The organism is Myxococcus eversor (genome assembly GCF_010894455.1).
In the GTDB taxonomy this organism is placed as follows: Bacteria; Myxococcota; Myxococcia; order Myxococcales; family Myxococcaceae; genus Myxococcus; species Myxococcus eversor.
In genome coordinates, this window is the sequence record NZ_JAAIXY010000016.1 from 177,663 (window position 1) to 199,702 (window position 22,040).

Annotated in this window: 21 protein-coding genes and 1 pseudogene; 8 read left to right on the forward strand and 14 right to left on the reverse strand. The window is 69.1% G+C overall.

Going from position 1 to position 22,040, the window contains the following annotated elements; all coding sequences use genetic code 11:
• Positions 1 to 8 precede the first annotated feature (8 nt).
• The 5 genes from lolA to rplU all read right to left on the reverse strand — a co-directional run bounded on the left by lolA (position 9) and on the right by rplU (position 3,940).
• Positions 9 to 899, reverse strand: coding sequence for an outer membrane lipoprotein periplasmic chaperone LolA (gene lolA, locus G4D83_RS29500; RefSeq protein WP_163868188.1), 891 nt, complete (start codon positions 897 to 899; stop codon positions 9 to 11).
• Between the two features lie 77 nt (positions 900 to 976).
• Positions 977 to 1,657 (reverse strand): TrmH family RNA methyltransferase, encoded by a 681-nt coding sequence (locus tag G4D83_RS29505; protein ID WP_163868189.1) that lies wholly within the window; start codon positions 1,655 to 1,657, stop codon positions 977 to 979.
• Positions 1,658 to 1,661: 4 nt separating this feature from the next.
• Positions 1,662 to 3,191: a GTPase ObgE gene (gene obgE / locus G4D83_RS29510; RefSeq protein WP_163868190.1), complete on the reverse strand. Its 1,530-nt coding sequence runs from the start codon at positions 3,189 to 3,191 to the stop codon at positions 1,662 to 1,664.
• Between the two features lie 129 nt (positions 3,192 to 3,320).
• The gene (rpmA, locus tag G4D83_RS29515) at positions 3,321 to 3,593 is read right to left on the reverse strand and encodes a 50S ribosomal protein L27 (RefSeq protein ID WP_163868191.1); all 273 of its coding nucleotides are present in this window, start codon (positions 3,591 to 3,593) and stop codon (positions 3,321 to 3,323) included.
• A gap of 38 nt (positions 3,594 to 3,631) precedes the next feature.
• The gene (gene rplU, locus G4D83_RS29520; RefSeq protein WP_163868192.1) at positions 3,632 to 3,940 is read right to left on the reverse strand and encodes a 50S ribosomal protein L21; all 309 of its coding nucleotides are present in this window, start codon (positions 3,938 to 3,940) and stop codon (positions 3,632 to 3,634) included.
• A gap of 264 nt (positions 3,941 to 4,204) precedes the next feature.
• Between rplU and G4D83_RS29525 the strand changes: the two genes are divergently transcribed.
• Positions 4,205 to 4,561 carry a hypothetical protein gene (locus tag G4D83_RS29525; RefSeq protein ID WP_163868193.1) on the forward strand — a complete coding sequence of 119 codons (357 nt, stop codon included), beginning with the start codon at positions 4,205 to 4,207 and terminating at the stop codon, positions 4,559 to 4,561.
• Positions 4,562 to 4,599: 38 nt separating this feature from the next.
• Here the strand turns inward: G4D83_RS29525 and G4D83_RS47105 are convergent, their stop codons facing one another.
• Entirely contained in the window at positions 4,600 to 6,480 is a 1,881-nt protein-coding gene (locus G4D83_RS47105) for a PilZ domain-containing protein (RefSeq protein WP_420826666.1), read from the reverse strand.
• 45 nt (positions 6,481 to 6,525) lie between these two features.
• Positions 6,526 to 7,527, reverse strand: a pseudogene (locus tag G4D83_RS47285) (serine/threonine-protein kinase); the annotation flags it as partial.
• A 178-nt stretch (positions 7,528 to 7,705) separates the two neighbouring features.
• On the opposite strand from G4D83_RS47285, the gene G4D83_RS29540 reads away from it, so the two are divergent.
• Entirely contained in the window at positions 7,706 to 8,668 is a 963-nt protein-coding gene (locus tag G4D83_RS29540; protein WP_163868194.1) for an isopenicillin N synthase family dioxygenase, read from the forward strand.
• Positions 8,669 to 8,730: 62 nt separating this feature from the next.
• Complete coding sequence (locus G4D83_RS29545; RefSeq protein ID WP_163868195.1) at positions 8,731 to 9,795, forward strand: carbon-nitrogen hydrolase family protein; 1,065 nt, start codon at positions 8,731 to 8,733, stop codon at positions 9,793 to 9,795.
• Between the two features lies 1 nt (position 9,796).
• On the opposite strand, the gene gatB is transcribed toward G4D83_RS29545, so the two are convergent.
• The 4 genes from gatB to G4D83_RS29565 are packed head-to-tail and all read right to left on the reverse strand — an operon-like array spanning position 9,797 to position 13,391.
• Positions 9,797 to 11,236, reverse strand: a complete 1,440-nt coding sequence (gene gatB, locus G4D83_RS29550) for an Asp-tRNA(Asn)/Glu-tRNA(Gln) amidotransferase subunit GatB (protein WP_163868196.1) — start codon at positions 11,234 to 11,236, stop codon at positions 9,797 to 9,799.
• A 29-nt stretch (positions 11,237 to 11,265) separates the two neighbouring features.
• Positions 11,266 to 12,726, reverse strand: coding sequence for an Asp-tRNA(Asn)/Glu-tRNA(Gln) amidotransferase subunit GatA (gene gatA / locus G4D83_RS29555; protein ID WP_163868197.1), 1,461 nt, complete (start codon positions 12,724 to 12,726; stop codon positions 11,266 to 11,268).
• Between the two features lie 21 nt (positions 12,727 to 12,747).
• Complete coding sequence (gene gatC / locus G4D83_RS29560; protein ID WP_141646512.1) at positions 12,748 to 13,035, reverse strand: Asp-tRNA(Asn)/Glu-tRNA(Gln) amidotransferase subunit GatC; 288 nt, start codon at positions 13,033 to 13,035, stop codon at positions 12,748 to 12,750.
• A 26-nt stretch (positions 13,036 to 13,061) separates the two neighbouring features.
• The gene (locus tag G4D83_RS29565) at positions 13,062 to 13,391 is read right to left on the reverse strand and encodes a TFIIB-type zinc ribbon-containing protein (protein ID WP_163868198.1); all 330 of its coding nucleotides are present in this window, start codon (positions 13,389 to 13,391) and stop codon (positions 13,062 to 13,064) included.
• Positions 13,392 to 13,594: 203 nt separating this feature from the next.
• On the opposite strand from G4D83_RS29565, the gene G4D83_RS29570 reads away from it, so the two are divergent.
• The 3 genes from G4D83_RS29570 (at position 13,595) to G4D83_RS29580 (ending at position 18,371) form a co-directional block, all read left to right on the forward strand.
• Entirely contained in the window at positions 13,595 to 16,669 is a 3,075-nt protein-coding gene (locus tag G4D83_RS29570; protein WP_205522737.1) for an FtsK/SpoIIIE family DNA translocase, read from the forward strand.
• A gap of 118 nt (positions 16,670 to 16,787) precedes the next feature.
• Positions 16,788 to 17,072: an antibiotic biosynthesis monooxygenase family protein gene (locus tag G4D83_RS29575; protein WP_163868200.1), complete on the forward strand. Its 285-nt coding sequence runs from the start codon at positions 16,788 to 16,790 to the stop codon at positions 17,070 to 17,072.
• 51 nt (positions 17,073 to 17,123) lie between these two features.
• Positions 17,124 to 18,371, forward strand: coding sequence for a THUMP domain-containing class I SAM-dependent RNA methyltransferase (locus G4D83_RS29580; protein ID WP_163868201.1), 1,248 nt, complete (start codon positions 17,124 to 17,126; stop codon positions 18,369 to 18,371).
• On the opposite strand, the gene plsY is transcribed toward G4D83_RS29580, so the two are convergent.
• Positions 18,288 to 18,866 carry a glycerol-3-phosphate 1-O-acyltransferase PlsY gene (plsY, locus tag G4D83_RS29585; protein WP_163868202.1) on the reverse strand — a complete coding sequence of 193 codons (579 nt, stop codon included), beginning with the start codon at positions 18,864 to 18,866 and terminating at the stop codon, positions 18,288 to 18,290. The two genes, G4D83_RS29580 and plsY, sit on opposite strands and share 84 nt — an antisense overlap.
• A 9-nt stretch (positions 18,867 to 18,875) precedes the next feature.
• Positions 18,876 to 19,307: a DUF2752 domain-containing protein gene (locus tag G4D83_RS29590; RefSeq protein ID WP_163868203.1), complete on the reverse strand. Its 432-nt coding sequence runs from the start codon at positions 19,305 to 19,307 to the stop codon at positions 18,876 to 18,878.
• 89 nt (positions 19,308 to 19,396) lie between these two features.
• Between G4D83_RS29590 and G4D83_RS29595 the strand changes: the two genes are divergently transcribed.
• Positions 19,397 to 19,993, forward strand: coding sequence for a DUF4920 domain-containing protein (locus G4D83_RS29595; protein WP_163868204.1), 597 nt, complete (start codon positions 19,397 to 19,399; stop codon positions 19,991 to 19,993).
• 3 nt (positions 19,994 to 19,996) lie between these two features.
• Positions 19,997 to 20,716, forward strand: coding sequence for a hypothetical protein (locus G4D83_RS29600; protein WP_163868205.1), 720 nt, complete (start codon positions 19,997 to 19,999; stop codon positions 20,714 to 20,716).
• Between the two features lie 375 nt (positions 20,717 to 21,091).
• Here the strand turns inward: G4D83_RS29600 and G4D83_RS29605 are convergent, their stop codons facing one another.
• Positions 21,092 to 22,009 (reverse strand): hypothetical protein, encoded by a 918-nt coding sequence (locus G4D83_RS29605; protein WP_176437383.1) that lies wholly within the window; start codon positions 22,007 to 22,009, stop codon positions 21,092 to 21,094.
• Positions 22,010 to 22,040 lie beyond the last annotated feature (31 nt).

A 22,040-nucleotide genomic window follows, 5' to 3' on the forward strand; every position in this document is an offset into this window, starting at 1 on the left:
CGCACAGGTTACTGCTTCTTCTGCTTGGTGAAGTCATCCACGCGAGTGTCGTCCGGCACATCCATCTTGAAGCTGTCCGCGGAGATGCCCACGTTCGTCTTCAGGTCCAGGAAGGAGATGGCGTTCTCGCTGCCGTCCGGATCCACCACCGTGCTCTTCAGCACCTGCGCCGTCGCGGGGTCCACCTCCAGCCTCACCTGCTTGAAGCGGGGCTCCACCTTCAGCGGATCCAGCACCAGCAACGTGCCCTTGCAGTCCTTGCAGGCCCCCTTGCTGATGGCGAACTCATCCGCGAGCTTCCCCTGTCCGAAGAGGAACGTCACCGAGGCGGAGAGCTGGCTGGTGTCCATGCTCGCCACCGTGAGCGACTGGGCCGGCGGGTCGTACATGTACACTTTGTTGCCGGCCAGGACGAAGGTGCGCACGGAGGGCTTCTGGTACTCCCACCGCATCAGCCCGGGCTTCTTGTAGGTGACGACCCCCTCGGACGTCTGCGTGCGCTTGAAGGTCTTGTACTTGTAGTCCTGTCGGAAGCCCGCCTTGAAGTCGCCGGTCTTCTCGTAGAAGGCCTGCATCCGGTCCACCAGGGTCTTCACCTCGGGCGTCATCGGCGGAGCCGTCTTCACCACGGGCTTCGCATCCGAAGCGCTCGCCTGGGGCGCCGCGACAGCCGGCTTGCCCGACTCGACGGCGGGGGGCTTCGCGGTGGGAGCGGAAGTCACCGGATTCACGCCCTGCGCGGCGGGAGCCTTCGTCGCGCCCGTGGGAGGCGTCACCAGGGGCTTTCCAGCACCGGCCGGAGCGCCCTGGGCCACCAGGACGGGCTGCGCGGGGACGGCCTGCGCGGCGGGCACGGCTTGCGAGGACAGGAGCGTGGCGAGCAGGGTTTCCAGGAACATGGCGTGCGTCTCCAGGGGGCCAGGTAGGCCCACGGCGTCCATCTAACCCATCCCGACGCCCCCCGGGGGGCCGGCATTCACGGCTGCTTCTTGAACAGCCGCTTCCTCTGTTTGATGGCCAGCACGTAGAAGCGCTCACGCAGCGCCTGCGCCTCTTCTAGCGGCAGGTCTCCGGACCCTCCCGCCAGGTGCTCATCCCGCCAGGCAATCGCCCGGCTGACGCAGGCCGAGGCGGCGGCGGAGATGTTGAGGCTCTGGCTGAAGCCTCGCATCGGAATCCAGAACGTCCCGTCCACGGCGTTGAGCACGTCGTCGCTCACCCCGTAACGCTCGTTGCCGAGGACGATGGCCACCTTCTCGTCGAAGCGCAGCGTGTACAGGCTCGTCGCGCCGTCGCGGATGGCCGAGGCATACAGCTTGAAACCCCGCGACTTCAGGTGCTCCCGACACTCGGCGAAGGACTTGTAGAGCTTCACGTCCAGCCACTTGTCGCAGCCCTGAGCCACCCTCGAGTTCGGCAGGAAGGGTGCCTCCGGGTTGATGACGACGTGGACTTCCTGGACCCCCATGGACTCGCAGGTGCGAAGCACCGCGGCCATGTTGAAGCTGTCCTCCAGCCGGTCCAGGACCACCACGAAGTTGCGCGTACGCTGGCTGACGACGCGGTCGATCTTCTCCTTGCGCACATCGAGAAGGAACTGCTCCGGATCCAACTTGTCCTTCTCGACGCGCTCGTACCGAGGACCGCCGCCAGCCATCGTCTCAGCCCCTTCCGCCTGACTTGCGCGACGCGGGCTTCTTCGCGGCCGTGGACCGCTTCGGCGCGGTGCCCTTCTTCGCCAGGACCTTCGCCGGAGCCTTCTTCGCGGCAGCGGCCTTCTTCGCCGGAGCCTTCTTCGCGGCAGCGGCCTTCTTCGTCGCGGCGCCCTTCTTCACGCCCACCGACTTCTTCGCCACGGCGGCCTTCTTCGCGGGGGCCTTCTTCGCGGCCACTGACTTCTTCGCCACGGCGGCCTTCTTCGCCGGAGCCTTCGTCGCCGCCTTCGCCACCGCGGCCTGCTTCACCAGAGTCGTCTTCACATGAGCTCCCTTCGCACTGCCTTGCTTCGTGGGAGCACTCTTCACAGCAGCGCCCTTCGCCCGCCCCAGCTTCGCGGCGGTCGCCTTCACCACGGCGGCGGCGCCCTCGGAGAGGGCCTCGCGCACCTTGGCGATCGCGGCCTTGGCCACGGACTTCTTGCTCGCGCCCTTTGCTCGGGGCGGAGCCTCGACGTGCAGCTTCTCGGTGCGACCGGTGAACAGCACCTCCGCCACCGAGTCCATCAGCGCCGGCATGCCCTCGCCCGTCACGCAGGACACCGGATACACGCGGATGCCGCGCTCACGCAGCGCCTCGCGGAAGGTGTCCAGACGGGCCTGCGCGTCCGGCAGGTCCAGCTTGTTGGCGGCGACCACCTGCGGCCGGCTCGCCAGCTCCGTGCTGTACTTCGCCAGCTCGCGGTTGAGCACGTCGAAGTCGTGCAGCGGCTCGCGGCCCTCGCCCTCCGCCCCCATGTCGATGAGGTGGATCAGCACCTTGCAGCGCTCGACGTGGCGCAGGAACTGGTGCCCCAGGCCCACGCCCTCGCTGGCGCCCTCGATGATGCCGGGGATGTCCGCCATCACGAAGGACAGGTCGTCCTTGTACTGGACCATGCCCAGGTTGGGGACCAGCGTGGTGAACGGGTAGTCGGCGATCTTCGGCCGGGCCCGGCTCACCCGCGAGATGAACGTGCTCTTGCCCGCGTTGGGGAAGCCCAGGAGGCCCACGTCCGCCAGCAGCTTCAGCTCCAGCCGCAGCGTGACTTCATCGCCCTTCGTCCCATCCTGGGCGAAGCGCGGCGTCTGCCGCGTCGAGGTCGCGAAGTTCATGTTGCCCAGCCCGCCCCGCCCGCCCTTCGCCGCCACCCAGCGCTGACCCGGCTCGCTCAGGTCCACCAGCAGCTCTTCGGTGTGGTGGTCCTTCACCAGCGTGCCCACCGGCACGCGGAGGATCATGTCGTCGGCCGCGCGACCGTTGCAGTCGCTGCCCATGCCATGCTCGCCATTCTTGGCGCGGTGGTGCTGCTGATAGCGGTAGTCCAGCAGGGTGGTGAGCTGCGGGTCTCCCACGAAGATGACCGAGCCACCGTTGCCGCCGTCACCACCGTTGGGGCCACCGCGCTCGATGAACTTCTCACGCCGGAAGGACACGGCGCCGTTACCGCCATCGCCCGCCTTCACGAAGATGCGGACCTCATCGACGAACTTCATGAAAGCGTCTCCTGAAAAACGCAGAGCGGGCCGCCTCGCGTCCTGGGCGCCGGAAAGGGCGCGTGGACTGGAGAAGCGACCCGCTCGTGGATGCCTCGCGGCGACCGGCCCTGTGAGGCCGGTTTACCGTCAGGCGCTGGCCTGCTCGGCGGCCGGATAGACCGAGACCTTCTTGCGGTCGCGGCCCAGGCGCTCGTACTTCACGACGCCGTCCACCACCGAATAGAGGGTGAAGTCGCGACCGAGCTTCACGTTCTCGCCCGCGTGGATGACCGTGCCGACCTGGCGAACCAGGATGCTGCCAGCCGAGACTTCCTGGCCGCCGTACACCTTCACGCCGCGGTACTGCGGGTTGGAATCGCGACCGTTTCGCGAAGAACCCTGTCCCTTTTTATGGGCCATGACACCTTGCTCCTGAAGTTGAGGTGAAACCGTCCGGACTAGCCGGAGATGGAGGTGACCTTCACCTCGGTATACGGCTGGCGATGGCCACGGCGACGGGTCCAGCCCTCCTTCTCCTTGCGGAAGTGGAGGACGCGGCGGTGCTTGTCCTGCGCGAGCACCTTGCCCACGACGCGAGCGCCGGAGACCGTGGGACGACCCACCTTGGGGCTATCCGTGCCGCCCAACAGCAGGACATCGGTAAAGGACACCTCGGCTCCGATGTCGCCGGCGATCTTCTCGATCCGGAGGACATCGCCCTCGGCGACGCGGTACTGCTTTCCGCCCGTGCGAATCACTGCGTACATCGTCTAACCCCTGTCAGCTTCGGGTTGGGTCAACCCGTGGAATCGGCCGCGCATTTCGGACGGACGGACCGCCCTTGTGGCGCAAAGGACGGCCGGATTTACGGGAGATGCCCTGGGGAGTCAAGACGGTTGCTGGATCATCTCGTCCGGCAGTCCAGATTGCCCCCGGGAAAGAGCGAACCTACCTGATGGTCCGGCCAGAGCAAGCCCGGCCGATCAGCGCTCCACCAACAAAACCGTCTGTCCCCCGGGGGGAATTCCACAATGAAGAAATTCATGTTCGGCCTGATGGCCGCCGTCACCCTTTTGTTCGGCGTCGGCTGCGGCGGCAACGCCTGCGATGACCTGGAAGACGCGAACAAGGCGCTCAACGACAAGGTGGCGGCCTGTGGCGACGACACCGGCGGGGACGAGGACGTGTTCAACAAGGGCGTCTGCGAGGACGCGCTGGATGCCTGCTCGGACAGCGACAAGGACCGGCTGAGCGACCTGGCGGACTGCATCCAGGACCTGCCGGACTGCCAGGTGGGCAGCGAAGTGGACTGGATCAACCAGTTCAGCGAGTGCTTCAACCGGACCGAGGGCATCAGCGCCTCCTGCGCCGCGGCCGCTGGCGGGTAGTCACCCACCTCTTCCGCTTCACCGGGCCCGGCTTTCCCTCAGGAAGGTCGGGCCCTGTCGCTGGTGCGCTCCGTGGCGCCGCGAGCATCCAGGGCCCGGCGGACGGTGCGGTAGCGGTGGTGGAGGCTCGACTCCAGCGGGTCCAGCGCCAGGCCCCGCTCGTAGGTCTCCAGGGCACGCATCAGTTGCCCTTCCCGCTCCAGCGCGGAGCCGGAGAGATAGTGCACACGCGCCATCCCCGCGGACTGGGGCCTGCGCGCGAGGAACTCCCGCCGGAGCGAATCGAGCTGCTCCGACGTCAGCCCTGCCTCCAGGCACCGGGCCACGCCTCGGTGGTTGCCCCGCCAGGCGTCGTACAGCGCCCGCTGCGTCACCGTGCCCAGGACCTCTCCGGCCTCGTGCAGCCGGCCGAGCACGGAGTCGAGCAGGAGGCACTGCGAGGAAGACAGGGGTCGCTGGCGCAGCGATTCCAGCGTGCCACGGGCCTCGCGGGTGCGGGCACGCAAGGCGGTCATGTCCAGGTCGGGAGGCACGGCGAGCACCGCGTAGTAGTCACCCGACAGCCGCGTCCGATAGGCCTCCAACACATGGGCGGCTTCCGCGTCGTCCGCCATGGGCACGAGCGGCGGAGGACGGCGACCCGGGCCCGCGCGAAGGAGCGCGTCCACGGAGGCCTTGAGCGCCAGGGTGGCCTCGACGAACTGGACGCCGAAGCCGGTGGCCATGCCCCAGACCCGGGCCTGCTCTTCCGGCACGTGGCGAACGACCTCGCAGACGACGGAGTGAGGACCAGAGTCCAGCTCCAGCACCATGGGAAGGCGCGCGAAGAGCGGCGGGAGCAACCCCTCGCTGCGAAGGAACAGCCCGCCGCGCGACAGGTCCGAGCCCGTCAGCCACACCGGAGTCTCTCCGGGACGCAACACCACGCGCACCGGAAGCTCCACCGTGGGCGGCCTCGCGGAGGGCAGCCCATCACCGAAGGGAGCACCCACGCGCGCGACGGCGTCACGGCTCGGGTTCGCCGTTGTCGCGGGAGGAGTCCCCCGTCCGACGGGCGCACCCGGAACACCTTCATGCCTCATGTTCGCCACAGGCGCGGGAGGAGTTCCCCGGCCAATGGGCAGGGCCTGCGCATCCTCGCGACTCGCGCTCACCACAGGCGCCGCCAGAGGCCCCCGACAAATGGGCAGGGCCGGAGCATCTTCGCGACTCGCGCTCACCACCAGCACGGGCGGGGGCCGTCGACCCGCATGCACGCCTGGAACACCTTCACGACTCGCGACGCCCACTGGCGCAGGCGGAGTCCCTCGGCCCATCGGAGCACCCGCGCGATTCGCGACCCCCATCGGCGCAGGCGGAGTCCCTCGACCAATGGGCACTCCTGGAACACCTTCACGACTCTCGTCAAGCAGTGGCGCGGGCGGAGTTCCTCGGCCGACGGGCATGCTCGGAAAGCCTTCTCGACCCGCGTTCATCACCGGCGCGGGCGGAGTCCCTCGGCCGATGGGCACACCCGGAACGCCTTCTCGACCCGCGTTCATCACCGGCGCGGGCGGAGTCCCTCGGCCGATGGGCGCGCCCGGAACACCTTCTCGACCCGCGTTCACCATCGGCGCGGGTGGAGTCCCTCGTCCAGCGGATGCAACTGGAGCCCCCTCACGACTCGCGACGCCCACCGGTCCAGCAGGAGGCCCCCGGCCAACGGGCACACCCTCACGACTCACGACTCCCATCAGGCCTGGAGGAGGCCCCCGGCCAACAGGCACACCTTCTCGACTCGCGATACCCACGGGCATGAGCATCGGAGGCGCCAGTGGCTGCGCAGCCTCCAGAGCATTCCGAGGAGGCGATGCGGCCCATCCCGGAGCCACGGGGCGTGGCGCCGGAGACCAGGGCGCGATGAGGTCCTCCGCCACCATGACTTCCGGAGCCACCACCGGAGGCACGGTCCGCACAGGCACGGGAGGACGCGCCGGCTTCGTCCGCGCACGCGCCTCTTCCGCCAGCGCCCCCTCCAAGGCCGCGCGCAGGACGGCCGCCGTCGCGTACCGCTCCTCGGGAGCCTTGGCCAGGGTCCGCAGGATGACCCGCTCCAGCGCCACGGGCACCGCTGCGTGCACCGAGCGAGGCGGAGGCGGCGCCCGCATCTGATGGGCCACGAGCTGCGCCGTCAGCCCCTCGTCCCCGAAGGGCAGGCGCCCGGTGACGAGCTGATACGCGATGACCCCCAGCGCATACAGGTCCGCGCGTCCATCCACGCGGCGACTCAGCGACTGCTCTGGCGCCATGTACTCGGGCGTGCCCACGATGATGCCGGCGTGGGTCTGCGGCATGCTCGCGTCCGCCAGCTTCGCGATGCCGAAGTCGAGCACCTTCACGAAAGGCGTGCCCCGCCCGCGCCGTACCAGGAACACGTTGTCCGGCTTGAGGTCGCGGTGGACGATTCCACTCAAGTGCGCGGCCTGGAGCGCGTCGCACACCTGCGAGAGCACGGACACCACCGCGGGCGCGGGCAGCGGCGTCCCCACCCATGCGGACAGCGGCGCGCCGTCCAGGTACTCCATGATGAGGTACGGCCGGGGCGGCCCCGCGTTCAGGTCGAAGATGCTGACGATGTTCTCGTGGCCAATGACATTGACGGCCCGAGCCTCCGCGTGAAAGCGCTGCACCAGCTCCGGGTACATGGCCAGGTGCTCGTGCAGGACCTTCACCGCCACCCGACTGCCGATGGACACGTGCTCGCCCAGGTACACCGTGCCCATGCCGCCGCGCCCCAACCGGCGCACCAGTCGGAAGCTTCCCAGGCGGGCACCTACCAGGGGGTCTGAGTCCTCGCTCGCCACGGGGCACCTCGGCCTGGGCGCCGGCCCCTCACCTTCCGCGCGAACCAGCGTCGAGCAAGACGTCGCCGACCCATGTCGCTGGCCGCACGCCTCGCACGCATCACCGCTGCTCACCTCGGCCATGCCAGTCCCCCAGGCCTGCCCAGCTAATCTGGACATTCCCGTCCCATGCTGACCACTGGCGCCCCGCGAGGATGTCGGCTGGTGGGACGCAAGCCAGCGCCGCGGTACATGAAGACGGTCCACCGGCCGACGCTGTCGCTGCCGACAATCCATCACGCTCGATTAAGGTGCGCGGCCCATGTCCGGAACCTCACGCCGCATCCCTCTCCTCGACCTGTCCCACTACCGAAGCGGCACACCCACCGAGCGCGCTCGTTTCGTCCAAATCTTCGGTGAGGGACTGAGGGAGTTCGGCTTCGTCTCCATCGTCGGCCATGGCATCGACGACGCGCTCATCCGTCGCACCTACTCTGACGTGGAGCGACTGTTCCAGCTCCCCGAGGACGTGAAGACGCGCTACGCGGTGCCGGAGCTGGCGGGCCAGCGCGGCTACACCGGCTTCGGCAAGGAGCACGCGAAGGACCGCAAGGTGGGGGACTTGAAGGAGTTCTGGCACGTGGGCCGCGAGCTTCCGGCCGGCCACCCGTACCTGAAGGACTACGGCGCCAACGTGTGGCCTGGAGAAGTGCCCTCCTTCCGGGAGAACACCCTGTCGCTCTTCCGCGAGCTGGATGGCGCCGCCGGCGTCATGCTCCAGGCCCTGGCGGAGTTCTTCGGCGTGGCGCGCACGACGTTCAGTGACATGGCCACGGATGGCAACTCGGTGCTGCGCCTCATCCACTATCCGCCGCTGCGCGAGCGCTTCATCCCCGGGGGCGTCCGCGCCGCCGAGCACGAGGACATCAACCTCATCACCCTGCTGTGCGAGGGCACCGCGTCCGGTCTGGAGCTGCTCACGCGCGACGGCGAGTGGCTGCCGGTGGACACGCTGCGCGGGCAGATTGTCGTGGACTCCGGCGACATGCTCAGCCGCGTGACGAACGAGGTCATCCCCGCCACCACGCACCGGGTGGTGAATCCGAAGAGCGCGGACGAGGACACCGTCCGCTACTCGCTGCCCTTCTTCGTGCACCCCTATTCGGACTGCGTGCTCAAGCCGCTGCCCTGCACCGAGACGCCGGACAACCCAGCCCGGCACGCGCCCATCACCGCAGGCGCCTTCCTGCAGCAGCGTCTGCGGGAGAACGGACTGTTGAAGTAGGCACACGCTTCTGCCCGGTGGACGGCGCAAGCTCGCGCCCCACCGGATGCCCCGGCCTTTTCGTGAACGACGCCCTGCCTCCCACCCACGTCGAGCTGTTCGCCCTCCAGCCTCGTGTCTCGCTGGAGGACTACGCGTCCCCCGCATCGTTCACCGCGAAGCACCGCGCGCTCGCGGCGAGAGTCGATGCGCTGCGTGCACGCGATACATCCGGGCGACCCCTCCACCCCGCCCTCGCGGTGTGGCCGGAGCTGGTGGGCGCGCCCCTGGCGATGATGGGTCACCTGCCTCGGGTTCAACGCCACACGACGACCCGAGGCGCCATGCGCCGCGTGGCCCTGGCCGAGTGGGCCCCCATGTGGCGAGCCTGGAGAACGCTCCAGCCGCCGACGCGGGAAGAGTGCCTCTACGCCGCGCTCGCCTCCCGCGTGCATCGAGTGGTGCACGAGACCTTCTCCGGCATCGCCCGGGACTTCCGCCTGTGGGTGGTGGCGGGCAGCGCGTTGCTTCCTGACAACCGACGAGGACTCGGCACCCCGGACTTCGAGCCCCGAGGCGCGCGCACGTACAACACCAGTCACACCTTCGACCCCGAGGGTCATTGCGTGGCGGTGACGCGCAAGGTGAACCTGGTGCCCGGCCGCGAGGACGTGCTGCACCTGAGTCCCGGACGTCCCGAGGACATGACGGTGCTCGCCACGCCCTTCGGCCGACTGGGAACGCTGCTGGGCTACGACGCCTTCCGAAAGCCCCACACCGCGAAGGAGCCCTGGTTCGTGCCCTGCGCGCAGTACCTGGACGCCTTGGGGGCGGACATCCTCGCCCACCCGTCCGCCAACCCGTGGCCGTGGGACTCACCGTGGCCCTTCGAGTCGGCGGGAGGCAACCCGCGCACGGGAAGCCAGCACTGGTTCGACGAGGGCATTCCCTCCCAACTCTCCACGTTCCGCCGGGTCCGCTACACCGTGACGGCCCAGCTCGTGGGAGACCTGCTCGACAACCACTTCGAGGCGCCCTCGCTCATCCTGGAGCGCACGGACGCCGCGCAACCACGGGTGCTCGCCTGCTCGGAGAACCCGCGGGACGAGGACGTGCTCCACGTCACCGTGCCCGCGTGCACCCCGTAAATCAGTCGCCGAGCTTCTTCTTGAGCAGCTCGTTGACGAGCGCGGGGTTGCCCTTGCCCTTCATGGCCCGCATCACCTGGCCCACGAAAAAGCCGAACACCTGCTTCTTGCCCGCGCGGTACTTCTCAATCTCGCCCGCGTTCTTCGCGAGGATGTCGTCCACCACGGCTTCAATCGCGCCCGTGTCGCTCACCTGGGCGAGGCCCTTCTCCGCGATGATGTCCGGGGCCGAGCGGCCCGTGCGGAACATCTCCGCCAGCACGTCCTTGCCCGCGTTCGCGGACACCGTGCCCTGGTCCACGGCGCCCAGGAGCTCCGCCAACTGCGCGGGCGTGAAGCGCACCGAGGTCACCGTCGAGCCCTCTTCCTTCAAGAGCCGCAGCAGCTCTCCGAGGAACCAGTTGGCGAGCTTCTTCGCGTCCGGGTAGCGCTCGGCGCACGCCTCGAAGAAGTCCGCGAGCGGGCGCTCCGCGGTGAGGATGCGCGCGTCATACACGGGCAGGCCATACTGACTCACGAAGCGCTGGAGCTTCGCGCGCGGCAGCTCGGGCAGCGTGTGGCCCACCGCCTCGATGACCTCCGTCGTCACGTGCAGCGGCGGGAGGTCGGGCTCCGGGAAGTACCGGTAGTCGTGCGCGTCCTCCTTGCTGCGCATGGAGCGCGAGACGCCCTTGTTGACGTCCCACAGGCGCGTCTCCTGGTCCACCTTCCCGCCGGACTCGATGACATCCACCTGCCGCGAAATCTCGTACTCGATGGCCTGCTTCACGAAGCGGAACGAGTTGAGGTTCTTCAGCTCGCAGCGCTGGCCATAGGTGTCGGAGCCCTTGAGCATCACCGACACGTTGGCGTCGCAGCGGAAGCTGCCCTCGTCCAGGTTGCCGTCGTTGACACCCAGGTACACGAGCACGTCGCGCAGCGCCTTGAGGTACTCCACCGCCTCGTCCGCGTCGCGCAGGTCCGGCTCGCTGACGATTTCCAAGAGCGGCACGCCCGCGCGGTTGAGGTCCACCAGACTCTGCCCGCCACCCGCGTCGTGCACGCTCTTGCCCGCGTCCTCCTCCATGTGGATGCGGCGCACGCGGATGAGCTTCTCGCCCTGCGGCGTGTCGATGAGCAGCTTGCCGTGCTCGCAGATGGGCAGGTCGTACTGCGTAATCTGGTAGCCCTTGGGCAGGTCCGGATAGAAGTAGTTCTTCCGGCTCCACACGCTCTTCGCGTTGACGCGGCACTCGAGCGCCAAGCCCGTGCGGATGGCGAAGTCGACGACGCGCTCATTGAGCACGGGCAACACGCCGGGCATGCCCAGGCACACCGGACAGGTGTTGCGATTGGGCTCCGCGCCGAACGCGGTGGAGCAGCCGCAGAAAATCTTCGACTGCGTGAGGAGCTGCGCGTGGACCTCGAGGCCGATGACGGGCTGAAAATCGCTCACGGGCATGGCGGTGTCACCGATGCGGACCTCGTGCCCTAGATGGGCGCGAGGCGGCGGAAGAAGTCGTGCTCGCGCTCGAAGGCCCGAGCGATGCGCAAGAGGAGGGCCTCGTCGAAGGGCCGTCCCAGAACCTGGAGCCCCACCGGCAGCCCCGCCTTCGTGAAGCCGCAGGGCACCGACAAGCCAGGCACGCCCGCCAGGTTGCAGGGCAGCGTGTAGACGTCCATCAGGTACATGGACAGCGGGTCATCCACCTTCTCGCCCAGCTTGAACGGCGCCACCGGAGAGATGGGAGCCACCAGCGCATCCACCTCCTTGAAGACGCGCGTGAAGTCCTCGCGGATGAGGGTGCGGACCTTCTGCGCGCGCAGGTAGTAGGCGTCGTAGTAGCCGGCGGACAGCGCGTACGTGCCCAGCATGATGCGGCGCTTCACCTCCGGCCCGAAGCCCCGCTCACGCGTCAGCGAGTACAGCTCCTTGAGGCCGCGCGCGTCCTTGGCCCTCAGGCCGTAGCGCACGCCGTCGTAGCGGGCCAGGTTGCTGGACGCCTCGGCGGGAGCGATGAGGTAGTAGGTCGCCAGCGCGTACTGCGTATGTGGCAGCGACACGTCCACCAACGTCGCGCCCTGCCGCTCGTACTCGCGCAGGGCCGCGCGCACGGAGGCCTCCACCTCCTCCTCCATGCCCTGGGCGAAGTATTCGCGCGGCACGCCCAGCTTCAGCCCGCGCACGCCCTGCTCCAGCTCCGCCGAGTAGTCCGGCGTCGTCACCGGCGCGGACGTGGAGTCCCTCGGGTCGTGCTGGGCGAGGATTTGGAGCAGCGCCGCCGCGTCCGACACCGTGCGCGTCATCGGACCGGGCTGGTCCAGCGACGAGGCGTAGGCGATGACGCCGTAGCGCGACACGCGCCCGTACGTGGGCTTGAGGCCCACCGTGTTGGTGAAGGCCGCGGGCTGGCGGATGGAGCCGCCCGTGTCAGTGCCCAGCGCGCCGAACACCTCGCGCGCCGCCACCGCCGCCGCCGAGCCTCCCGAGGAGCCTCCCGGCGTGCGCGTCACATCCCAGGGGTTGTGCGTGGGGAAGTACGCGCTGGACTCATTGGAGGAGCCCATCGCGAACTCGTCCAGGTTGAGCTTGCCCAGCAGCGGCAGGCCCGCCTCGCGCAACAGGCGAACCACCGTCGCGTCCAGCGGCGGCACGAAGCCCTCCAGCACGCGCGAGCCGGCGGTGGTCTCCAGACCCTCGGTGAGGAAGAGGTCCTTGAGTCCCACGGGCACGCCGTCCAGGCGGCTCGCCGGAGTGCCCGCCTTGCGACGCGCGTCACTGGCCTCGGCGGCGGCCAGGGCACCGGCCTCGTCCACGCGCAGGAAGGCTCGAATCTTCGGGTCCACCCGCTGGATGCGCTCCAGACACGCGCGGGTGGCTTCCACGGAGGACACCTGACCCGCGGCCAGCTTCTCCGCGAGCTCCAGCATCGTCAGGTCCGTGAGCTGCATGACGTGGGGCTCCCCTCCTGGCTACTCGATGATTTTGGGCACCGCGAAGGACGTGCCCGACTTCGCCGGGGCGTTGGCCAGCGACTTCTCGGGCGGCAGCGAGGGCCGCGTCACGTCCTCCCGAAGGAGCGAGGCCGTCAGCGTGGCGTGCGACGTGGGCTCCACGTTCTCCACGTCCAGCGACTGCAACTGAGTCACCGCGTCCAGCACCGCCGACAGCTGCGTGGACAGGCGCTGCTCCTCCTCGGGAGTCAGCGCCAGCCTCGCCAGCGTGGCCACATGTCGCACCTGCTCGAGCGTGAGGGCCATGCGTGGAAGCCTCCGACCGCGAGTGACTACTTGCGCTTGAAGAGGTTCAGGATGGCGCCCATCACCTTGCCACTGCCCTCGTGGCCGTGGTGCGCCATCAGCTGCTCCAGCTCACCGGAGTCCAGGAAGACGCCGCCACAGTTGAAGCACGTCTCCAGGTCCACGTTGCCCTGCTTGAGCGTCTGGAGGTCCATGCCGCACTTGGGGCACTTCATCCAGTGGAGCTTCTTGAGCTCCTCGCGCTGCTTCTCCGCCGTCTCCGCGGCCTGCTGGAGCGCCAGCTTGCGCTTCTTTTCGATGTCCTCCCGGGCGAAGTACTCTTCCTCGCTCGAGGACGGCTTGTCGGTGTCTGCCATGGCGATGCTCCTCCAAGAAATCGTGGCGGCACCATACCCCCTCTGGTGGAGGGCGCAGCCGAAATGTAGGCCCTGTGTCCGGCACCGTCCGCCCGGACTGGAGCGACTGCCGGAAAATTGACCAGACCCCCTCCCTCCCTACACTCGCGACGGGCATTGCTACAGCCCGCTACGCGGCTGAGACGCGCAGAGGGAAGAAGGTCATGACGGCGAAGAAGGGTCGGGCGGAAAAGGCGGTACTCTCCCGTCAGGAGATCGCGACGCGTCGCAAGGCGCTCGCGGACAAGCGACGGAAGGCGGGCGCCGAGGGAGGCGACGGCAGCGCGGGGCGTGCCATCACCGGCGTGTTCCTGCTCGCGGCGTCGCTCTTGTCCTTGTTGGCGGTCGCCACGTTCGACGCCCATGACAGGGTCGGACCGGGCTTCCGCAACGCGGTGGGCCCCATGGGCCACCTCATCGCGGAGACGCTGCGAGGGATGCTGGGCGTGTGCGCCTACCTGGCCCCCGTGGGCGGGCTCTACACGGCCATGGTGCTCTTCGTGGGCAGCCGCGAGCGCAAGCGCGGCCCTCAAATCATCAGCCTCTTCCTGCTGACCGTGAGCATCTCCGTCCTGGCGCAGCTCATGTTCGCCGGAGACAAGGGCTGGGCACATCCTCCCGGAGGCGCGCTGGGCGCCAGCCTGGGTGGGGTGATGGAGGGGCTGTTCTCCACCGTCGGCACCGTCATCCTGGTGACGGCCATCAGCGCCGCCGCCCTCATCGTCGGGACGCAGTACACGTTCTTCAAGCTGTGCTCGCTGGTGTGGGCCGGCCTGAGCGTCCTGGGCCGCCGCGTCGCCGAGTCCGCGAACGTCTTCTGGGAGGCGCAGAAGGCGTCCTACAAGGTCCGACAGGAGCGCGCGGCGGAGGAGAAGCTGGAGGAGGCCGCCTTCCTCGCGCAAATCGAGGCGGATGAGGAAGAGCTGGCCGAAGCCGAGCGCGCCGCCGAAGAGGCCGAAGCCGCCGAGGCGGAGGCCATGGCCGAAGAGGCCGTGCGCCTGGCCCGGCAGAACGAGAAGGAGCAGGCCCTCGCCGCGAAGCTGGCCCTCAAGGACGGGCGCGAGAAGGGGGAGAAGCGCAAGGCACTGCCGCTCCCCGCCGAGACGGACTCGCTGCCACCCACGTCGTCGCCGTCCCTGCCCGCCGACAACAGGCTCGCGCTGCGCGCCGAGAAGCGTCCCGCGCCCGGAGCGGACCCGGCCTGGGCCGCGTCGTTCCTCGCCCCCGCGCCCCACTCCACCCCGATTGTCCCCGAGGGAGTCGAGCCCCCGAGGAGCCGCCGGAAGACGCCCAACATCGTCACCGGTCCGGGCACGCCGCCCGTCGCCGCGCTGCCCGAGAGCCACGAGCCCGTAGCGCCCGCGGCCCCCATCATCGCCGCGCCGGTGCCTCAGCCCGTCGCGCCGGCCCCTGCCCCGGCTCCCGCGCCTGCCACCCCGGCGGCGGCGCGCATGCCGCTCATCGTGGCGCCCAAGGCGCTGGCCGCGCCCACCGTGAAGAAGGCCCAGGACCAGTTCGAGTTCGTGGGTGACCGCAAGAGCTTCACGCTGCCGCCGCTGGACGTCCTGGAGTGCGACAAGCAGGAGCGCTCCGAGCTGGACAAGGACGCCTTCCTCTCCACGGCGGAGAAGCTGCGCGCGAAGCTGGCCGACTTCGGCATCGTCGGCGAGGTGGTCGAGATTCGTCCCGGCCCCGTCGTCACCATGTACGAGTTCCTGCCGGGACCGGGCATCAAGGTGAGCAAGATCGCAGCGCTCGCGGACGACCTGGCCATGGCCATGGAGGCGATGCGCGTGCGCATCGTCGCGCCCATCCCCGGCAAGGGCGTGGTGGGCATCGAGGTTCCCAACAAGGACCGGGAGACCGTCTACCTCAAGGAGATCGCCGAGCAGGACGCCTTCATCAAGAGCGCCAGCAAGCTGACCATGTGCGTGGGCAAGGACATCGAGGGCATGCCGTATGTCTTCGACCTGGCCAAGGCGCCCCACCTGCTCATCGCCGGCACCACCGGCTCCGGCAAGTCGGTGGCCGTCAACTCCATGATCATGAGCATCCTCCTCAAGTCCACACCGGAGGAGGTCCGCTTCATCATGGTGGACCCGAAGATGTTGGAGCTCTCCATCTACGAGGGCATCCCCCATCTGCTGCTGCCCGTCGTGACGGACCCGAAGAAGGCGGCGCTCGCGCTGCGCTGGGCCGTGGAGGAGATGGAGCGCCGCTACCAGCTCCTCTCCGAGGCGGGCGTGCGCAACATCGCCGGCTACAACAAGCTGGTGGAGAGCTCCGCCACCGAGGTGAAGGGCGCGTCGGGCACTCCCGAGGCCGCCCCGAAGAAGAAGTCGAAGCCCAAGAAGATGCTCGTGCTCGACGTGGAGGGCGGCGACAAGCCCTCCTCGGGCGGGGACGGACTGGGCGTGGCCGTGCCTCGGGACGACGACGAGATGCACGAGGCGCAGGGGTCCGACGCGCCGGACGAAGTGCCCGAGGTGGAAGCCGAGGCCGACGACGAGTCGGACGTGCCCTTCGTGTCGGCCAGCGACAAGCCGGAGAAGAAGGAGCTCAAGAAGCTGCCGTACATCGTGGTCATCATCGACGAACTGGCGGACCTGATGATGGTGGCCAGCCGCGAGGTGGAGACCTACGTGGCGCGCCTGGCGCAGATGGCGCGTGCGTCCGGCATCCACCTGATGGTCGCCACGCAGCGTCCGTCCACGGACGTCGTCACCGGCGTCATCAAGGCGAACTTCCCCACGCGCATCAGCTTCATGCTGCGCTCCAAGCCGGACTCGATGACGATTCTCGGCACGGTGGGCGCGGAGGCCCTGCTGGGCATGGGCGACATGCTCATCATGCCGCCCACGAGCGCGCACCTGCAGCGCGTGCACGGCGCCTACGTGTCGGAGAACGAAATCAAGAAGGCGGTGGACCACCTCAAGGCCCAGGGCAAGCCCGTCTTCGACGAGACCATCCTCAAGCCACGCGACGAGGACGTGGAGTCCGGTGGCGAAGAGGACGAGCTGTCCGACGAGCTGTACGACCAGGCGCTCGCGACGGTCAGCGAGATGCGGGCCGTCTCCATCTCCATGCTCCAGCGCAAGATGCGCATCGGCTACAACCGTGCCGCACGCATGATTGAGCGCATGGAGCGCGATGGCGTGGTAGGCGCGGCGGATGGCGCCAAGCCCCGCGAGGTGCTCATCCGGGGTGTGGGCGACATGCCCGGCGCCGGAGCCATGTAGCCACGCGGGGCCGCGAGGGACGGGCCCCTGCATCGAGGATTGTTCAAGCGTGGGGGTGTCCGGAGCGGTCCGGGCGCCCCCATCTTCGTTTCCCCCAGCACGTCCCAGGTGAGCGCCCATGATTGTCGCCATCTCCCGCTTCCGCCCCGCCCCCGAGGAGGTCGAGCGCCTGATTGCCCGCTTCCAGGAGCGCGCGCGGCGGGTGGACACCCATGACGGGTTCCTGGGGCTGGAGGTGCTGCGGTCCTTCGAGCGCTCGCCGGAGCTCCTGCTGGTGACGCGCTGGCGGGACAGGGAGGCCATGCGGAGCTATTTCCAGTCGGAGGACTTCCGGCGCGCCAAGGAAGCCAGCGCCGAGCAGGACGGGGCGACGTTCGCCATCTACGAGGTGGTGGGCACCTGAGGCGTCTTGTGGGTTCCCAAGCAGTCCCAGGTCGTCTAAGGGCGGTGTCTTATGGCTGAACGCATCGCCCTTTTCGCCACCACGGCTCGCGGCACCGAGGACCTGCTCGCGGACGAGCTCAAGGAGCTTGGCGCGCGCCGCATCCGTCAGGACCGCGGCGGAGTCCGCTTCATGGCCTCGCTGGACGAGGCCCTCATGGTCTGCCTCTGGTCCCGCATCGCCATGCGCATCCTCTACCCGCTGGGCACCTTCGAGGCCCACGGCGCGGAGGGCTTGTACGAAGCCGCCGCGAGCGTCCCCTGGGAGGAGCACCTGACGCCCACCACGACGTTCGCCGTGGATGCGACGCTGAAGGACAGCGAGCACAGCCACTCGGGCTTCGTCGCGCTCAAGGTGAAGGACGCCATCGTCGACCGGATGCGCACCAAGGTCGGCACCCGGCCGGACGTCAATACGAAGGACCCGGACGTGAGCGTGGTGGCGCACCTGTCGCGCGAGACGCTGTCGCTGTCGTTGGACCTGTGCGGCGACGCGTTGAATCGCCGGGGCTACCGCGTGCGACCCACCGTCGCGCCGCTCAAGGAGACGCTGGCCGCCGCCGTGCTGCGCGCCGCGCACTACACGGGCGAAGAGGCGCTGGTGGACCCGATGTGCGGCTCCGGCACGCTGCTGATTGAAGGCGGGCTGATGGCCCGTCGCCGAGCCCCCGGACTCAACCGCGACTTCGCGGTGGAGCGCTGGCCCGTCATCGGCCCGCGCGCGAAGGAGCTGCTCGTGGACCTGCGCGCGGATGCCCGCCGCAACGAGCGCAAGGTGGAGGTCCCCATCTGGGGCTTCGACAAGGACCCGGAGGCCCTGGAGGCCGCCCAGCGCAACGTGCAGGCCGCCCGGCTCTCGGAGGAAATCATCCTGGCCGAAGCCGACGCGACGGACCTTCCGCACCTGCCCGCCGCCAGTGGCCTGCTGCTCACCAATCCGCCCTATGGAGACCGCCTGAGCGGCTCCGGCGGACAGAAGGGCATGAAGAGCTTCTATTACAAGCTGGGCGAGTCCCTGCGCGTGCACGGCTGGCGCGTCTGGGTGCTCTCCGGCAACCCGGCCTTCGAGAGCGCCTTCCATGCGCGCCCGTCCGCGCGCCGGGAGATGTGGAACGGCCCCATCGACTGCACGCTGCTCGGCTACCGGGCCGTGGGCAGCGGCCACCTGGACGAAAACTCAGAAGCGCCGCTCCGTGCGCCGAAGCAGCCGGCCAATGTTGCTCCGGTGCGTCCACAGCATGAGGGCGAAGAGGACAGCTGAGAGGCCGGTGTACTCCGCGGCCCGGGCGGTGAAGGCAGAGGTGCCCACCGCCGTGGCTCCGGCCGCGAGCGAGCCCAGGGAGCTGACCCGCCACACCGCGAAGATGGAGATGTACGCGGCGCCCGCGGCCAGCGCGGCCAGCGGCGCGAGTACCAGCAGCACGCCCAGCGCGGTGGCCACGCCCTTGCCACCGTGCAGCTTGAGCCACACGGGGTAGACGTGGCCCAGCACCGCGGCCAGTCCCACGAGGACGTGCACGGTGGGCAGGTCCGGCACCAGCCGCAGCGCGAGCGCCACGGGCAGCGCGCCCTTCACCGCGTCCAGCACGAGCACCAACGCGCCCAGCTTCTTGCCCGCGACGCGGGTGACGTTGGTGGCGCCGATGTTGCCGCTGCCGCTCTGGCGCACGTCCACGCCGCGCAGCCATCGCGTCAGCAGGACACCGAAGGGAATGGAGCCGGCGAGGTAGCCGAGCAGGACGAGCGCGAAAGTCACGACCCCACGCTATAGCAACAGGTGGGGGAAGCGCGTCTTCACCACCACGTAGGCGTAATTCACCAGGAGGATGGCGGGCATCACCCTCTGGAACGTCTTCCACTCCCGGGGCGAGAGCGTGATTTCGGGGATGGGGACGGCGAAGACGAGGTGCAGCACCATGGCCACGACGGCCAGGGTGAACAGGAAGGCGGCCACCGTCCCCAGGGGATTGGCCTCCCAGGCCCCCACGAAGTTGAAGTGGGCGAAGCGGTCGGCCGCGCGCGTCAGCCCGCAGCCGAGGCAGGGCCAGCCTGTCCGCTCGCGCAGCACACAGCCCCAGAAGGGGATGAGCCGGGCCACGGGGATGTACCGGGCCACGAGCAGCCCCACGAGGCCGATGAGCCCCAGGTAGTCCACGGTGCCGAGGCGTCGATTGCGAGGAGGGAGGAAGACCTTCATGCGCGCCTCGCCAAGAGGTGTGCGGGAGTCACACTCTAGTACGGGCGTCGCCTTGCCGGGGCAACGAGTTTTGGCTAAGCGAGCGAGTCATGAACTCGCTCCGCACGTCCCTGATGCTGCTGGTCGCTGTTCCCCTGATTGCGTTCGCCGGCGACAACAAGACGCCCGCCAAGGACAAGACGGCGGACAAGGCCGCGGCGGCCGACTGCCACCACCCCGCCGAGGCCGCCAAGGCCGCGCCCAAGCCCGAGGCGACCGCCGCCGCCACGGCGCCTGCCGCCGCGCAGGAGAACTGGAAGCTCACCCGGGGCGAGGCGCTGAAGGGCGCGTCTTCCGTGAAGCTCGCGGACCTGCTGGCGAAGCCCCAGCCCCATGACGGGAAGACGGTGCGGCTCGAGGGCACGGTGCGCAAGGCGTGCGAGAAGAAGGGCTGCTGGATGGAGCTGGCAACGGACCCCCAGGCCAAGGGGCCGGGCGTGCGAGTGACGTTCAAGGACTACGGCTTCTTCGTCCCGCTGGACTCGGCGGGTTCGCAGGCGCGCGTGGAGGGCGTGGTGAAGGTGGCGGAGCTGAGCGAGGGCCACGCGTCGCACTACGAGGCGGAAGGCGCCATCGTCCCGCGCGGCGCGGATGGCAAGCCGCGCGAGGTCCAGCTCGTCGCGACGGGCGTCGAGCTGCGCCGCTAGGACATGGCGCGCAGCTTCAGCATGAGGGGCGTGCAGGGCGCGGCGGACCGCGCCGTGCAACACGCTCGGACGTGGTTGCTGGAGACGGAGCCGGGCTCGCGCGTGCATGACGTGCAGTCGGACCCCCGCTTCCAGCACCGGGGCGTGGACCTCCTCTGGGAGCTGCCGACGGGAGAGGTGCGCGGCATCGAGGTGAAGGGCGACCGCAACGCCACCCGCCGCCGCTACTTCTTCGAGCTGGTCTCCAACCTGGAGAAGGACACGCCGGGCTGCTTCCTCTACAGCGGCGCGGACCTGCTCGTGTACGTCTTCCTCTCGCAGGGAGAGCTGCACGTGCTGCCCCTCAAGGCGGTGCGTGACTGGTTCCTGCCGCGAGCGAAGGAGTACACCCTCAAGCACGCCTTCACCCAGACGGGCGCCATCCGCTACACGACGGTGGGCGCCGTGGTGCCCACGCGCGATGTCGTGGAGGGCGTGCCCCGGGTGCTCAAGATTCCGTTGAAGCGCTCGACGCCCCTGGCGACCCAGGAAGTCGTCGCGCCGGAAGTCGGAGTCGCCTCGCCCGAATCACCTCCAGCCGTGATGACGCAGGGCGGAGGCGAGGTCTCCGCCGAGCAAGCGACCCCGCGGGCCCCGGAGGTAGCGAGTTCCCCGAAGAAGAAGGCGCGGCGCAAACAGCCGGCACGTCAGGCACAGAGCACAGGCTCGAACACCGCAGAGTAGGGGCTCTCCAGGGCGCATCGACGGTCCTGCGGTCTCCCCTCGCCGCATGCGCCTCGAGTTCACCCGTTCGCCGAAGAGACTTCTCAGGGGCAGTGCGCCGCGAGCGACTCCTCATCGCATGCGCCTTGAGCTCACCCGTTCGCCGGAGAGACTCCTCGGGAGGCAGTGCGCCGAGAGCAGTTCTCTCCGCATGCGCCTCGAGCCCATCCACGTTCGCCGGAGAGGCCTCACGGAGCGGCGCCCCGCGAGCAATTCCTCGTCGAATGAGCCTCACCGGCTTCGCGTTTTCGGGCACCCCTGGAGGCGCCGGTGGCACGCCCTGCCCTTCCGGACGCGACGCGCGAGCTCTCGCCCGCGCGCCGCCAGGTGCCGGCTTCAGCGCCCGTGACGGTGACGGGTGTGGCCGGGATGGATGCGGTCGTGCTCCGCGTTGAGCCGGTCAGCGGTGCGCACCAGGTCCAGCAGGGAGACGCGGTCGTTCTGCGCCTTGTAGACGTGCTCCAGGCGGGGAACGAGGTCCAGCGCCAGGTGCAGGTCCTTGGTCGACTCGGCCCACTCCAGCAGCATGCGGCCGGCCTGCGCGGCGGGCCCGTTCGCCTTCAGGTGGATGAGTCCATCCACGGCCAGAATCCGGGCGATGGGAGTACGCGCGGTGTCCTCGGTCAGCTTCACCAGGTCGGTCACGGCCCCGTCCTGCTCGCCGCGGGCCGCGCGCACCATGGCGCGGGAGATGCCCTTGCGGTCCGGCAGGAAGAACTCCTCCAGGTCCGCGAACGACTCCGCGTGGTCCGGGTGGCCGGAGCGGGCCAGCGTCTCCGCGAGACTGTCGAACAGCTCCGCGTCCTTCTCCGAGAACGGCGCCAGCGCCTCCTGCATGAAGCGCTCCTGGGGGCCGCCCTTGTCATCCACGGGCAGCCGCGCGCGCAGGCTGGTCATCTTCTCGAAGGCGGGGGCCACCGACGCGTCGGCCTTGCCGTTGAGCAGTTGGAGCAGCTCCTTCATGAGCGAGGCGAGCGTGTCCGTCAGCTCGTACGGCGCCACGCGGTCCGGCAGCCAGCGGCGCCACAGCTCCACCGGCGCCGCCACCACGAAGTCCTTGAAGGGGCCCGTGCCCTTCCACCTGGCCTTCCACTGCTGGGCGATGCCCAGCGGGAAGGTCGTCTCCGAAAGTTTCCGGAAGTCCTCCTCGGCCACGGGAATACCGTAGTGACCGAGCGTTCCGACCAGGGCCTCCGTCGAGTACTCCTTCAGGCCCTTCTGCTGCCACGCCTTGTCCACACGCTGCGCGCTCACCTGGTTCTCCGCTGCCCCTGGGCGCCGGCCA

Coding starts and splice junctions, on each gene's coding strand:
- G4D83_RS29590 (WP_163868203.1), bottom strand. CDS start 19,307: ATGAAGGTCTTCCTCCCTCCTCGCAATCGACGCCTCGGCACCGTGGAC.
- G4D83_RS47105 (WP_420826666.1), bottom strand. CDS start 6,480: ATGGTGGCGGAGGACCTCATCGCGCCCTGGTCTCCGGCGCCACGCCCC.
- rplU (WP_163868192.1), bottom strand. CDS start 3,940: ATGTACGCAGTGATTCGCACGGGCGGAAAGCAGTACCGCGTCGCCGAG.
- G4D83_RS29565 (WP_163868198.1), bottom strand. CDS start 13,391: ATGGCAGACACCGACAAGCCGTCCTCGAGCGAGGAAGAGTACTTCGCC.
- G4D83_RS29525 (WP_163868193.1), top strand. CDS start 4,205: ATGAAGAAATTCATGTTCGGCCTGATGGCCGCCGTCACCCTTTTGTTC.
- gatC (WP_141646512.1), bottom strand. CDS start 13,035: ATGGCCCTCACGCTCGAGCAGGTGCGACATGTGGCCACGCTGGCGAGG.
- obgE (WP_163868190.1), bottom strand. CDS start 3,191: ATGAAGTTCGTCGATGAGGTCCGCATCTTCGTGAAGGCGGGCGATGGC.
- G4D83_RS29595 (WP_163868204.1), top strand. CDS start 19,397: ATGAACTCGCTCCGCACGTCCCTGATGCTGCTGGTCGCTGTTCCCCTG.
- G4D83_RS29600 (WP_163868205.1), top strand. CDS start 19,997: ATGGCGCGCAGCTTCAGCATGAGGGGCGTGCAGGGCGCGGCGGACCGC.
- gatB (WP_163868196.1), bottom strand. CDS start 11,236: ATGCCCGTGAGCGATTTTCAGCCCGTCATCGGCCTCGAGGTCCACGCG.
- G4D83_RS29540 (WP_163868194.1), top strand. CDS start 7,706: ATGTCCGGAACCTCACGCCGCATCCCTCTCCTCGACCTGTCCCACTAC.
- gatA (WP_163868197.1), bottom strand. CDS start 12,726: ATGCAGCTCACGGACCTGACGATGCTGGAGCTCGCGGAGAAGCTGGCC.
- G4D83_RS29570 (WP_205522737.1), top strand. CDS start 13,595: ATGACGGCGAAGAAGGGTCGGGCGGAAAAGGCGGTACTCTCCCGTCAG.
- G4D83_RS29580 (WP_163868201.1), top strand. CDS start 17,124: ATGGCTGAACGCATCGCCCTTTTCGCCACCACGGCTCGCGGCACCGAG.
- G4D83_RS29575 (WP_163868200.1), top strand. CDS start 16,788: ATGATTGTCGCCATCTCCCGCTTCCGCCCCGCCCCCGAGGAGGTCGAG.
- G4D83_RS29505 (WP_163868189.1), bottom strand. CDS start 1,657: ATGGCTGGCGGCGGTCCTCGGTACGAGCGCGTCGAGAAGGACAAGTTG.
- rpmA (WP_163868191.1), bottom strand. CDS start 3,593: ATGGCCCATAAAAAGGGACAGGGTTCTTCGCGAAACGGTCGCGATTCC.
- lolA (WP_163868188.1), bottom strand. CDS start 899: ATGTTCCTGGAAACCCTGCTCGCCACGCTCCTGTCCTCGCAAGCCGTG.